10 protein-coding genes are annotated in these 13338 nt (G+C 49.8%); 5 read left to right on the forward strand and 5 right to left on the reverse strand.

Annotated elements, in window-relative coordinates; all coding sequences use genetic code 11:
• Positions 1–119: 119 nt before the first annotated feature.
• The 3 genes from IPN95_12530 to IPN95_12540 all read right to left on the reverse strand — a co-directional run bounded on the left by IPN95_12530 (position 120) and on the right by IPN95_12540 (position 5401).
• On the reverse strand, positions 120–3284 hold the full coding sequence (locus IPN95_12530) for an N-6 DNA methylase (GenBank protein MBK9450210.1): 3165 nt from the start codon (positions 3282–3284) through the stop codon (positions 120–122).
• A gap of 289 nt (positions 3285–3573) precedes the next feature.
• Entirely contained in the window at positions 3574–4140 is a 567-nt protein-coding gene (locus tag IPN95_12535; GenBank protein MBK9450211.1) for a hypothetical protein, read from the reverse strand.
• A gap of 709 nt (positions 4141–4849) precedes the next feature.
• Positions 4850–5401: a hypothetical protein gene (locus IPN95_12540; protein MBK9450212.1), complete on the reverse strand. Its 552-nt coding sequence runs from the start codon at positions 5399–5401 to the stop codon at positions 4850–4852.
• Between the two features lie 362 nt (positions 5402–5763).
• On the opposite strand from IPN95_12540, the gene IPN95_12545 reads away from it, so the two are divergent.
• From IPN95_12545 to IPN95_12565, 5 genes are all read left to right on the forward strand, one after another.
• Entirely contained in the window at positions 5764–8121 is a 2358-nt protein-coding gene (locus IPN95_12545; GenBank protein ID MBK9450213.1) for a DUF308 domain-containing protein, read from the forward strand.
• 57 nt (positions 8122–8178) lie between these two features.
• Positions 8179–8895, forward strand: a complete 717-nt coding sequence (locus tag IPN95_12550; protein ID MBK9450214.1) for a DUF1911 domain-containing protein — start codon at positions 8179–8181, stop codon at positions 8893–8895.
• A 9-nt stretch (positions 8896–8904) separates the two neighbouring features.
• Positions 8905–9465, forward strand: coding sequence for a DUF1851 domain-containing protein (locus tag IPN95_12555; GenBank protein MBK9450215.1), 561 nt, complete (start codon positions 8905–8907; stop codon positions 9463–9465).
• A 10-nt stretch (positions 9466–9475) separates the two neighbouring features.
• Positions 9476–10036 carry a DUF1851 domain-containing protein gene (locus IPN95_12560; GenBank protein MBK9450216.1) on the forward strand — a complete coding sequence of 187 codons (561 nt, stop codon included), beginning with the start codon at positions 9476–9478 and terminating at the stop codon, positions 10034–10036.
• A 213-nt stretch (positions 10037–10249) separates the two neighbouring features.
• The gene (locus IPN95_12565; GenBank protein ID MBK9450217.1) at positions 10250–11047 is read left to right on the forward strand and encodes a hypothetical protein; all 798 of its coding nucleotides are present in this window, start codon (positions 10250–10252) and stop codon (positions 11045–11047) included.
• A 53-nt stretch (positions 11048–11100) separates the two neighbouring features.
• Here the strand turns inward: IPN95_12565 and IPN95_12570 are convergent, their stop codons facing one another.
• Positions 11101–11841 (reverse strand): hypothetical protein, encoded by a 741-nt coding sequence (locus tag IPN95_12570; protein ID MBK9450218.1) that lies wholly within the window; start codon positions 11839–11841, stop codon positions 11101–11103.
• A 216-nt stretch (positions 11842–12057) separates the two neighbouring features.
• Positions 12058–12279, reverse strand: a complete 222-nt coding sequence (locus IPN95_12575; protein MBK9450219.1) for a hypothetical protein — start codon at positions 12277–12279, stop codon at positions 12058–12060.
• Between the last annotated feature and the right edge of the window lie 1059 nt (positions 12280–13338).

Consider the following 13338-nt stretch of genomic DNA (forward strand, 5'->3'; position numbering starts at 1 on the left):
TTTCTAAAGGTGATTTTTGTGCACATAGGGCATGATTGGCTACGTAATTAAAGCTTGAAAGCTTCAAGTTAATGACAATTTTGTGGAATTCCAAAGGAGAATTCGAATCCCCCCCCCCCTCACTCAACCCGAACCAAATCAATCTCCTTCATCAAGCGATCCGTCTCCACAAGTGCCACCACGATCTTTTGATAATGCAAGATGTCCTCATAGCTCAGCTCGCGGTCTTTGCGGTCTTTGAGCCATTTTTGACAGGGTTGGTAGCCGCCGATGTAAAATTCCCAGGCGATTGGGGGGACGTTGCTGAAGTGCTGCGTGTCGTTGATATAGACATTGCCGTCTTGGTAGCGGGGTTTGGTGACTTTGTTGTCGCCATCTGCGGGGTAGCCGGTGATCATCTTGCCGAGCAGGGGACTTTCCAGCAAGTGCAACTGTCTGATCTCTCCGCCGAGCTTCACGAGTTTCCAGAAGCGCTCGACATCCTTGGGGTAGGGGATGCGCGGGAAGCTGATTTTCAAGAACTCTTTGTTTTTCTTGCGATAGGATCGAGAATGGAGTATTGAATAGATGTAATCGACCAAGTCAATTGGGGCAAAATTTCCAAAGTGGGTGGCTTTTTCTGGTGTTAATTGCAATCCAAGTTTTAATTCAATTTGCGTGATTACCTCCGAGTTGAAATTAGGTGTTCTGACTGAATCATTGCCTAATGTCAATTGCTTTGTGTCCTTTGGGTATATATATAGTGGGAATATATCGTTAATGTTGTAGGCACTGCAACTCTTATGGCCTGCAATAAACCGGGTCACGTACGCACCAGATTCCTCCATCTCCGGTACTTGCTTTGGGCAAATGATACCTATATTGTTCCTGCTCAGCAAATGGCTCATTATCTTCTGCTGTGGGCTAGAATATAGCCCCCTCGAATTTCCGGAGTAAAGTGTCCATCGGAAATCAAAAGGTCGATAACAAACCTGTACGTAATTTTGATCGATATTGCTTTTTCCTGCGTCAGCTTTTGCAGTATTGTATGTCCAATCACGTGCATCCTTCTGTCGCTTGTATTTTACCCGCCATGACAATTCGGATAGTGACAATAAGTCTGCAACCTTCTCAAGCTGCTCTCCCTTGGAAAATGAAATGTTAAGGCTATCATTCGCGCTCACAAAACCCGCGGAGTTTTGCTTAAATAAATCATTGATTGCGAATCCTTTCTGATAATCTTCAATGCCACTAAAATGTTGCGGATTAAGGAAGTAATATGGCTTGGTTGGAAGAACTGTTTCCCAACTGATTGATCGAAGGCTTTCATTAAGCAAAAAGTCATATTTCAATTCTCTTTTGCCAGGCAAATCAAAGTGATAAACTTTTGCCTCAACTTGCTGTGCCTTTTCGGTTTTTACGAAGATATTTATTGACACCCCTTGCTGGATGTCAAAAACATTTTGATCAACTGACCCATCGGCCGCTGTTTCTTTCTTTTTGGAATTGCCATGTAAGTCAATAGTGTAAATTACATCGAATGTTTTCAGCAAATTCCATCGCATTCCTCTGAACGTTGGATTGTCTAGGAACCCGTGTGGGTTGATAAACGCCAATATTCCACTACCGTTTTTTTCAATGAAGTGCTGTCCATATCGAATGAATTTGACGTAATCATCGTTAAGCCAGTGTTTTCGCTCACCAAAATACTCTCCATCAACGTACTTGTAATCATCAACCAATTTGCCGATCCATTCTCCATTGTTCGAGGAAATTCCCGAATACGGCGGATTCCCAATCACCACCATCACCGGCGCTTCCCGCTTAATGGCATTGGCTTCATTGGCCTCCTGCGACAGCCATTGCGAAAACAGGTTAAACTCTGAGTCCACAGCCTCCTCCAAGCTATTGGTCAGGAAAACCTTGAAGCGCTTTTTGTTGGGGTTGGTGAAGCCTGTCTCGGTGAGCAAGATGTCGAGTTGCAGGTGCGCCATGGCATAGCTTGTCATGAGCAATTCGAAGCCATTCAAGCGGGGCAAAAGATCGTTTTCGACGTACTTGGGCCATATTCCCGCTTGGTTTTCAAAGCGTTTGTGGATGTGCCGGATCACCTCCGCCAAGAAAGTCCCTGTGCCTGTGGCGGGGTCCAGGATTTGCACCTTGTGGACTTCTTGCTCGAGGATTTCGTCCTTGACTGCCGAGCGACGGTCAGCGGTGGCCTTGGATTTGACTTTTACCTTGATCTTGGTTTTACCTGTGTCGGCCAAACCCATCGGCAATCCAAACTCGGTCTTGAGAATGTCGTCCACGGCCCGCACGATGAAGTTCACGACGGGCTCGGGGGTGTACCAAACGCCGCGCGCCTTGCGCAGGGAAGCATCGTAGTTGGCAAGGAAGGTTTCGTAAAAGTGAATGACGGGATCCTCCTGCTTGGTGCTGCGCCCAAAGCTGCGCATGATCTTGGCAACGTCGGTTGCAAGAAAAATTTGCACCAAGTCATCGACCAACCAAATGATGCGGGTATCCAAGTCATAGCCTGCAATGGACTGAAAGAGCTTGCGCAGGAATGGATTGGAATGCGGGATCAAGTTTGCAGCCTCCTGCCGACTGAAGTCGTGCAGGGTAGGGTCGTGGTACCGCGCTGCAAACATGCCGTAGGCGATGGTCTGCGCATACATATCTGCAAAGGCCTTGTGCGTAATGTCATGCACCAAGACCTGCTGAAAGCCGATAAACTGATCCTTGAGCTGCGAGTTTTCCTGGGTTTCTTCGTCGGAATCCAAGGCTTTTTCGATCACTCCCGCAAGGAGTTTGGCTTTGCCCGCCATCATCTCGGCGAGTTTCGTCGGGCTTTTGATGGACTGCGTGACAACCCTTGCAAAATCCTTGATCAGCTGCACAAAGGTTTCAAAGTTCTCGGGCAGGGCGACAATTTTGCCGTCTTTGATTTCGGCAATTTTGACCGTGGTCGTAAGCTGCCCGTCCCTGTAAAAATGGAAGTCCAAGTAATCGGTGAAAACGAGATTGGTCAGCGAGGCCTTGTAGCGTTCAAACTGCTCCTTGAGTGACTTGGATTTGAGGTCGATGCCAATGTCCTTGGCTTCGATATACCCGACGGGAATGTCTTTGCGCGTGAGGATGTAATCGGGCGCGCCGCAGTCGATGCGGGCGGGTTCGTTGGTGACAAGCACCCCTTCGAGCATGGATTCCAACAACTGCTGCAAGTCGCCGCGGTAGGCATGTTCGCGGGAAATCCCTGTTTGGAATCTCACATTGAGGATGTCGATGTATTGCTGTACGTTCATCTTGATCTATTTGGGCACACGGCATTTGCCGATGTGTCGAAAGTTAGTCAGATTCTTTATCCCAATCCAGCACGGTACAAGAAAAACCAATCCCCATAAAAACAGCAAAAGCCCTAATCGAGGGCTTTTGCAAAAGGAAACATCAATGCAGGAACGTTTTTCAAGTTTCAGAGCTCCACCGGCACTGCGCGCAGGCGGATCGGGAAGTTTGCGGTTCTGTTTTTTCTTGTGTCTCAGGTCGGAAGTCCATCGGCACTGCGCGCCGAATGACTAGGCGCTTGTTGCGGTTTTAGAGGGTGGTGTTGGGGCCACCGTTGCCGGTGCCGCCGCCATTTCCATCGCCGCCGCTGCCATCACCGCCGTCGCCGTTACCGCCGCTTTCAGCGCCTCCCCCGTTTCCCTTTCTTCCGGGGCGGTCAAACAGCTTCATGAGGTTGTCCCAGAGCGTTTCAACACCTGGCTTCTTGCGGCGCATCGCTACTTCGGTCAGGGTTTTGACGATCAGGCCCTCGTCGTAACAGATGCCGCCAAGGAGAAGGGTCGTGTCATTCACCCCTTCGGTAAGGGATTCCAGTTTCGTGAGCATTTCACGCATGGCCTTGAAGTCAAAATTGTTCCGGGCGATCTTGTCGCGCATGTCGGTAGAGATTTCAAGGAGCGTCGTGTAATTGGCCGTGTAATCCCGGGTGAGATCTACAAACGGTTGACGCCCTTGATCGACAGCATTGACCGACTGACGGTCCTCGGGATCGAGCTTGATCACAAAATCAAGTTCGGCTTCCAATTGCAACAGGAGTTGCATGATCCTGGTGATGCGCACTGCATCCAAGCCAGTAACCAAATCATTGGGTAACATAGGTCTAAAAATTAAAGTGAAGGTTTGCAGGGGTTTATTCCTGCGTGGCTAAGCAAGAGCCTCGGGTTTAAAGAGGCATAAAGAACGGTAACACTTGTGCTGGCCAGCGAGGTGTTGTGTCGCATCCTGTGTCAAGGGTTAGTTGCCTCAGGAGAACAAAACAAAGCTAAAACAGAAAAAAACTCCGCGCAGCAGGAATGTACGAACGGGCACTCTGGAAGGACGAAGTGGTCGTTTCACTTAACGAACGGGCATTTTGGGCTATGCCCAAATCCTCGCTCTCACACGCTGACTCACGCTGAAAACAGCCTCTTCTCGATGATTCCAAGCCCTTTCACACCGTGTCTCCTTTCCACTTGGCGGTACCAAGTGCTGCAACCCCTTTAGGACGAACGGTCCATATTCTGGACGAACGGTCCATATTCTGGACGAACGGGCAGGGGGCCGCTAGCGCGGCGTGCGCGTGTGATGCGTGAGCGCGGAGACTGGAAATTGCGCCTGTATGCCTATTAAAGCCTCTATAACTTCGCGCCAGGTTATTTTCCATTCATCACACCGATGCCCAATACCCACACCGTTACTGGATAAACGGGCAGTTTGACGGATGAACGGGCAGAGGGCCGCTAGCGCGGCGTGCGCGTGTGAAGTGTGGAAACTGGAAATGGTGCCTGCATCATTTGTAAGCCTAAATGGCCGCACGCCCTATGAATTACTCTTCGCCACACCGTTGCCCAAAACTCACACCGATTTTGCCTGAATGACTTCTGAAGTAGATCGAATGACTTGTTGGGGTCCCCCGAATGACTTCCAAGGCCATTCGAATGACTTCCGAAGTCCCTCGAATGACTTCCAAGGCCATTCGAATGACTTGTTGGGGTCCCTCGAATGACTTCCGAGGTCCCTCGAATGACTTCCAAGGCCATTCGAATGACTTGTTGGGGTCCCTCGAATGACTTCCAAGGTCCCTCGAATGACTTGTTGGGGTCCCTCGAATGACTTCCAAGGCCATTCGAATGACTTCAGAGGCCATTCGTTCCAGTTCAGAAGTCATTCGATCTACTTCCAAGGTCATTCGAATGACTTCCAAAGTCCCTCGAATGACTTCCAAGGTCCCTCGAATGACTTCCAAGGTCCCTCGAATGACTTCCGAGGTCCCTCGAATGACTTTCGAGGCCATTCGAATGACTTCCGAGGCCATTCGAATGACTTCCGAGGTCCCTCGAATGACTTCCAAGGCCATTCGAATGACTTCAGAAGTCATTCTGGACGCAATGGAGGCCGATTTTGGTTTTTGGGAGGGTTTTGCTTTCTTTCTGGAAGTTGGAGATTTTGGGATGTGTTTTTCGGCATCCGCCCATGGGATTCCAAAGTAAGAATCCGTAGTAGGGCAGTGCATGGGAGGCTTCAAAATCTCCCTTCGTTGCCAATCCAAACGCTGGATAGCTACACTATCGACCAAAAATGTGAGATGATTGTTGCCAATTCCCGAAACCTCCTTATCTTCAAGGCCTCAACCACTTTAGAAACACGATTAAGGGTAGTAACCGCTCTTTCTGACAAACCGACCGTCTCGGTTTCTGCTGTATTTTTTTTAATCGCAACACCTTCTAATTCACCACGAACGTGATTCCTGAAAATTCAGTCAATGCTCCCAAGCAACAGCAACCCAAGGAAAACCAAGGGGAGCACGAAGATATATGGTCATCGGGCTTTGAAACCAAGGCCGGCGCTTTTGCTTCGCCGCCTCCGATGCAGTTGACAGCAAATGCGGCGGAGCCATTGGGGCAGGTGGTTCAACGCAAGGGAGGCCTCACGCCCGAGCAAATGGCCTTGATTGCTTCGTTTGGCATGCAAGGCGCGGTCAGCCAATTGTCAGAAGCCGAGCAAACGAATCTTGCAACGTTCTTGGAGGGCTTTCAGTTATACAGCCAAGCCTCTTTTGGCCCAAGCGGCGGCATCGAACGAACCTACCAAGCCGAAGGTCAAGGCATGCAGCTTGCCATCGAGCAGTTGCCCGGCAACCAAGTCAAAAAAACGGTACACTATTATAAAGGTAGTTTCCAGTTTCACCATGAAACCATCGAGACCCAAGCCGATGGTCCCGAAGGTGCAGCTTCTGAAAATGAAGAGGCCCTGACCGTCGAATTGCCGACGACATTTACAGAATCCGTCTTCGTTCCGGGCAAGGGCATTGTCTCCGTCGGTACGGACGACCTCTTTAAAACCGAGGCAAGCACTCCGATCGGCGTAGAGGCCGCAACCCCGACTTTGGACCGCCATCTGCGTTACCGCCGCGAAATCGAAGTCAAAACTGCCGATGGCCGTGAGATTTTGATTCAGGTTGTGGGCCGTACGAATCTTGCCAAGGGCAACAAAGATGCTGCAAGTCTTGCCATCAAGGGCGATTCGCAGTTGGAAATGCGGATGCTTGTCAAACGTTGGGACGGCGCGACGAGCTTTGAGGAATCCTTCGGGAAGGGCAATTCGCTGAACGAAGCAATTCCCACCTGCGCGGCCGACGGCAACTTCGCCGAACTGCTGCTGCAACCCGGCACACCCGACGAAGCATTTTTGGACGCCGCCATTGCCAAAGCCAACACGCTCTTGCCTGCCTTGGGCAAACCTGAGCGGGAGGATAAGAAGCAAATTGGAACATTTGAACAAGAGGAGGGCGATCCGAACTCCGTCAAGACAGACAAGCAATTAGCCAATCCTGAAATCGTAGATCCTATCGGCCATGCCGAAAAGAAACCTGAGTTAATACCATGGAACGAAATGACCATGGAGGAGAAGCGGGAAGAAGCTTGGGAAACCTTCAAGGAGGCTTTTTCTTGGACGGAATTGTTGATGGAAATCTTGGCAGGGGTTGCCATGATGCTCATCGCCATCATTGGTGTAAAAATGATCGGACCAGCGATGATGGTATTCTTGGGAGGCCTCGCAATCGCAATGGGACTTTGGACCATTATTGCACCCTATCTCGATGGAAAAAGCACCTCCGTGGTGGAATGGATCAAAGGGGGGCTCTTGATTATCGGCGGTGCGGCCTTGATCGTATCGGCGGTCGTCACCTCACCGGGCTGGGCTCCAGTGGCAGGCGGTATTGCATTGACCGCATTTCTATTGTATGCCATCGTCGAACTGATCAATTCGAAAATGATCTATGAGGAGGCCATTGTAGCACCGACCCGCGAGGAAATGCAAACGAAAGTCAAAGCATCAGCAGTAGAGGCCAAAAATGGAGTACGGGACTTGACGTTGGGTTTCATGACCGGTAAGAAAATGGACAAGGGTGTAGATGCGCTTTTGGAGCCATTTACTAAAGGTGGCACTAGCCCGACGGAGTCAATTTTCGCCAACGAAGAGTCTGGCGGTTTGGGGGCTGCATCTGCAGATGAGGCCGTGCCCAAACAGGTGGAGGAGCCTATGGCTGCCAAGGAGGAAGAAGCTTTGATCCCTAAGAAGGAGGAAATTGAAGAGGTCGGTGGAATTCAGAAGCCGACCCCTTCGCCTCAAATGGATGACGTCTATCTCATCCAGAAGGGTATCGTGGACCAAGTCAAAAATGGTACAATCACGCTCAAAAACAGGCGGCAGAAGGGAAATTTTGGCGAAATGGATGTTGACGTAGCCTTGACGGAGATTGGTTTGAAACCATTGGGGCGTCGAATCACAGACTTGGATGCACATACAGAGCATGGAATCGACCATGTATATTTCAAGGAAGGCCCGCCACCGCTAACTTTGGTCGTTGAATCGAAATTCGGCACCTCCAAGTTGAGTAAATTGGCCGATGGGACACGCCAGATGAGTGATGTTTGGATAGAAGCGAGACTCCGTGCAGCAGTTGGTGAAAGGAAGAGTACAGAAATACTCAACACTGGATATGAATCGGTTCTGGCAAAAGTTGATGGTGGTGGAAACATTACCTACCTACTTTTGGACGCATCTGGAAAAGTCGTCGGAAAATTTAACCCGTAAGAATCTCCATTTCTAAGTCCTATTTTGTTGGTTGACGGATTTGTAAAGAGTAGACACATGAGAACAGCATTTAAGTCAGAGGCGTATTTTGATCGATTTTTGGCGGAATCCCTTGAAATCTTTGAGGAAACCAAGGCAAAGCTGGGAGCAGGAGAAATTCGATCAGATCGTATACCGGCAGTAAGAAGATCGTTATTTAGGCATTCGTTACATCGTTTGATAGCGAACTATTCCTATGGTGTATCAATCAAAGAACTAACACCAATGTATCGAGAGTCGCTTTCTTTGATTTCCATTTGCTGGCCAGATGACGGCTCAGAGGACATGCCAGACTACCTGAAGGATTGGTACGTCAAGATGCTTTGGATGCTTAGCTTCGGTATATTCCTTAACATTTCTGACGAGGACTTTGCCAAGATTGTCAGCGTCTGGGACAAAACGGGGCGCCAAGATTGGTTGATTGACTATTTAATTGCTTATCGCATTCCGGATCGCCCCATCGTAGATACCCTGATCTTTCCCAAACCGTACGCTGCTCTTAAAAAGGCGGTCGATGAATCCGATCCACACAAACGCAGTGCGATTGTGAAGCATTACCTTGAAAAGGAATGGTATTCTGGACAAAAGGGGGTCTATTGGTACGAGGACCACAAAAATGTTCACGATATATTTTTTGGCTACTGGAGCTTTGAATCCGCCGCCGTTGTGAAAATTGCAGGTATCGACGACAGCAGTTTCCGTGACAACATGTATTATCCGAAGGATCTATTGTAGGGGGGTGATATGTTTGAGCGTTTTTTTGCAGCGCATCCTCAGTTCCAAGTCGCCGCACGGCCTGAATTGTCCATGGTCCAATCCTACGAGGGTCGACTCCCATCCGAGATTTTGGAATTCTGGAAAGCATTTGGCTTTGGTACCTTCATGAATGGGTACCTGAAGATGGTCGATCCTAGTTTGTTCCAAGATTTCATGCGATCCAGTTACAACGTGTTTTTGGAGCCGGCTACTGTCTTTGCGGCAACCGCATTCGCAGATCTCTTGATTTGGGAGGGCGACTGTGTGAAACAGATCAATTACCGCACTGGATCAACAAAAATCCACGGGGACAGCATCGCAGCATTTTTCAATTTAAGATTAGCGAGGTGGGACATTGTTGAGCTGTCTATGCAGGCCAAACAATTCCGCCCCGCCGTCGAGCGCCTTGGCGAGCCAGCCTTTGACGAGTGTTTTGCCTACGTGCCTGCGCTCGCATTGGGCGGTTCCGAGAAGGTTGAAAACATCCAAAAAGTGAAGCTACGGGAGCATTTGTCGATTTTGTCTCAGATTGTTGGGGTGATCGAGTAGTTCAAGTCACATGTTTGGAAGATTCTTCACCGCACATCCAGCGTTTCAGATCGTCCAAAAGCCGGATCGGGAGCTGATAGAATTGTATCGTTTGCGGGTTCCAGATGATCTTCTTGAATTTTGGAAGCAATTTGGCTTTGGAAATTTCATGAATGGGTATCTAAAGATCTTGCATCCGTCAGTTTATCAGGGTTTTATGCAGGCTACCTATTCAGTCTACAAAGAGCCGACGATCGTCTTTGGAGCAACTGGATTCGGAGATTTGTTGATTTGGGAGGGTGAATATGTGAAACAATTGAACTACCGACTCGGGACTACTAAAAACTGTGGGAGCAGTATCGAAATGCTGTTCGATGTAAGATTCGCGAGATGGGATGTTGTTGAACAATCGATGCAAGCGAAACAATTCCGCCCCGCCGTCGAGCGCCTTGGCGAGCCTGCCTTTGACGAGTGTTTTGCCTACGTGCCTGCGCTCGCATTGGGCGGTTCCGAGAAGGTTGAAAACATCCAAAAAGTGAAGCTACGCGAGCATTTGTCGATTTTGTCGCAAATTGTTGGGGTGATTGAGTAGGGGGAGTAAAATTGAACTAATCATTCAATCGCCTGTCATTGAGTAACTCGGGAACAATTCGCTCGAGCAGACCGCGACTTGTCAGCACACATGTTGCCCTTTCGAAGGATTCAATGGCGCAGCAGACCAAATTCTCTGAAAATCTTCCGAATTTGCAATCCGACGCCCGCGTTTTGTACAAGAAAATCAACGGAAAAGACTTCGAATAATCCCATGGAAGGCCCCAATTACACGCTGCCGGAAGATATTCTGGCAGAAATCAACCTCCTCGCCGAGACCGAGGCGGATCGTCTGGCATTGATCCGAATGGCGACCTTCTTGTCAGGCCGGCCGCAACTTGCCCGCGCACACGTGGCCCTTTCGCAGGGTTCGATGGCGCGCCTGAACAAAGTCTTTGAAGATTACCCGATTTTGGAGGGCGATGACCGCGATGTGCTTATGATGGCCCATGACTCGGTCGATTACGATGCCGGTTATTTCATCGAACCGTTTGACGTGATTAAATTGCGGCCAAGAAAAACACCCCTGCGCAAAATGAAAACTGCTCCGCTTGCAAGGCTGATCGATCTCACGATGGATCCCGAAGATGGGAAAAAACTCAAAGCCTTTCTCGGGGGGCCGGCACTACAGCCCAATCCCGATTCGGATGCGTGGCTGACGCAGGAATTGGTCGATTTTTTGGCAACGGAGAAGTTGTACTTTTTTGGGTTGCTCGATTGGAAAGAGGATCAGCGCGAACTCGCCACCTTCATCCAATCGGCCCTCGTTCGCAATTTTGATTTGGACATTGTGTTCAGTCCACCCTGGAATTCAGCCGAATGGCGGGCAATCGACCTGTCCTATGCCTTTTATGGGGAAATCCTCCGACCCTTTGAAATCGCACTCTGTCATTTGGACATTGATTCTGACAGCTATCAACCGATGCTTGTACGCGCGAAAGATGTTGAGATCGCCCAGCAAGCCGTGCAGGAACTTGGCTTTGAACTGAAGCCTTGGACGACAAGTTGGTGATTTTTGGTTTGGAAGGGAAGGATCTGGATTGCTACCCTTGTAGAAAGCGGTGATCATTCCCCCTCCCCATTCGCTGCCAAGACCAACTGCATCAACTGGCTCGACGCTTCCTTGGCACGCGTGAGGGAGGCCTTGCCGGTGTACACGTAGGAATAGGTCATGGAAATCATGCGGTTGCGAATGACCATCAGGCCGTTGACTTGCACGAAAAATTCTGGATGGCCTTTGTCGTCGATCAAATGGGCCACGCTCAGAATGCCGCGGGCACGGGGGGCGGCACGAAACCGTTCGACGAGGAAATTGTCCCCGAGTTCGTAGTGGATCCCGATATTTTCGACACGGTCGATCGTCCAGAGCCAAACCCCGTCGAGCATGGTTTTGGTGAGTTCGCTTTCCCAGACCTCGAGTTTTTTGTCGTCAAAAATAACATCTGCCGCGGAGGTCGCTGCAAAAAGGATGAGGCTTTCGATATACCCATCGGTGGCAGTATCTGCGAATGCCCTCCATTCGGCCGAATCGACAAAGTAGGCCATCACCAGCTGATTTTCGTTGGCAAACAGGCTGTCGAGCAAGGTCGAATCCTTGACCTCCAGCATCCCCGGCGGTTGCGGAATGCAGATCCAACTGTTTCCCACCGCAGCGCCGGGTTGGCAGCGTTGGTCATCCGACGGCAGGCGCTCGACGTAGGAAATATCCTGTTTTTGGTTGGGGGTGCAGGAAAAGAATAGGAGGGAAAGGAGGCTGATCCACAACAGCGAGAGGAGCATTCTGCGGAGATGTTGCGGGGGATTCATGCGTTTTTTCGGGCGGATGGTATTTTTGAATGTGAAGGTAAGTGATTCCGCCTCAGCGGGGGTAAACTAGGGCAATACAAACGGACGAAAAATTGTAGCTCGCCCTTCGCCTCGGCCTCAGGCCGCGGCGAAGGGCCGAAAAATCTCGTGCGACCGGATCGGTCTACCATACTTTACCCCCTACGGGGCAGACAGATCCGATTCTCTGTCCGACATTCAATGCGATTCCACCATGTCCCCATAGCCGGCATCGACAAACCGCTTCCGAATTTCCGGTTCGGCATCCATGGGATAGTTTTGCGGGTCGAGTTTCCAGGCAGGGAGGGCCCGGAAGCCATTCGTTTTGAATTGCCAGCGCTGGATTTGGTACCGTGGCGCCTCACCTTCCTGACAATATTCGCCCTCTGGATCGGGGACGCTGTAGGTGAGGGTAGGCAATAGCGTTGGGACGCGGTTGAGGGTGCTTTTTTGGTTTTTATGGAATGTTGGCTATCTTAGCATCTATTCCACGCCGCAAACGTTCATCGAAACGAAAGAGCCTGTTCTTTTTCCATCGCAACCGCATCGCCCATCAAATTTTGAAATGTTGAAGGCGCTTGTTGTCGATGAATGGAATCTAATTCGCTTCTACTTGTAAAAAACTCACGCCTTAAAGTCAATAAACACAATGAAAGACCAAGCGCAGCCCACATCTCAACCCAAATCGAGTACCACTTCTGCCTTTGATTCTTCCGAATCAATGGAAGGAGGCACTTATCTGTCACCTCCTGCATTTTCTTTAACAGCAAGTTCGGCCAATAGCCCAGGCGAACCTGAAAGTGCAGGACCTGATGCCAATACCGTTACACTGGTTTCCGGTCAAATGACAAGACTTGGAGAAGACAAGCCAAAGTATATCTATTGGCCTGTAACCGCTTCCTCAGGAGTTACCTTGGGCATAGGTTATGATATTGGAGGGAGAAGCAAGGCATCTGTAATCACCCAATTGACCGCTGCGGGTATGTCTGCAGACCAAGCAACCAAAATCGCAGAAGGTGCTGGTCTTAAAGGGGATGCGGCTAACCAATTTGTGATTGACAACCAAAAAAGTATCGGCACCATTGCTGACGCGGTGGCAGAGGCATTGTTTACGGACACCATGGCCGCCAAAAGAAAGGAGGCCAAGGCACTTGCGACCAGCAAAACCCCGAGCACGGATTCAGAAGGCAATTATGTAAATGCCCGCGGACGGGAAATGCAAGACCAAGTCGAAGAGGGTTCCTATGTGATGTCGGGCGAACAATGGGACCGACTGCATCCTGCGATGGTAGAACTCATTACTGACATGAAGTTCCACGGTGGGTTCTATGCCTATGACCGCATTGCCAAGGTAAACGCGATCTTGATTGCTCATGATGGCGACGATCTTGCACAATTCAAAGGTGTGGCAGCGCTGTTTGAAGCAGACGAAAACGGCGAAATCAGCTACATGGACAAATATCATGATAAAAACACCCC

The sequence above is a fragment of the Bacteroidota bacterium genome (assembly GCA_016718825.1).
In the GTDB taxonomy this organism is placed as follows: Bacteria; Bacteroidota; Bacteroidia; order J057; family JADKCL01; genus JADKCL01.

What these genes read in the sequence shown, in the direction of transcription:
- IPN95_12530 (MBK9450210.1), bottom strand. Translation starts at nt 3,284, where the DNA reads ATGAACGTACAGCAATACATCGACATCCTCAATGTGAGATTCCAAACA.
- IPN95_12535 (MBK9450211.1), bottom strand. Translation starts at nt 4,140, where the DNA reads ATGTTACCCAATGATTTGGTTACTGGCTTGGATGCAGTGCGCATCACC.
- IPN95_12540 (MBK9450212.1), bottom strand. Translation starts at nt 5,401, where the DNA reads ATGACTTCTGAAGTCATTCGAATGGCCTTGGAAGTCATTCGAGGGACC.
- IPN95_12550 (MBK9450214.1), top strand. Translation starts at nt 8,179, where the DNA reads ATGAGAACAGCATTTAAGTCAGAGGCGTATTTTGATCGATTTTTGGCG.
- IPN95_12555 (MBK9450215.1), top strand. Translation starts at nt 8,905, where the DNA reads ATGTTTGAGCGTTTTTTTGCAGCGCATCCTCAGTTCCAAGTCGCCGCA.
- IPN95_12560 (MBK9450216.1), top strand. Translation starts at nt 9,476, where the DNA reads ATGTTTGGAAGATTCTTCACCGCACATCCAGCGTTTCAGATCGTCCAA.
- IPN95_12565 (MBK9450217.1), top strand. Translation starts at nt 10,250, where the DNA reads ATGGAAGGCCCCAATTACACGCTGCCGGAAGATATTCTGGCAGAAATC.
- IPN95_12570 (MBK9450218.1), bottom strand. Translation starts at nt 11,841, where the DNA reads ATGAATCCCCCGCAACATCTCCGCAGAATGCTCCTCTCGCTGTTGTGG.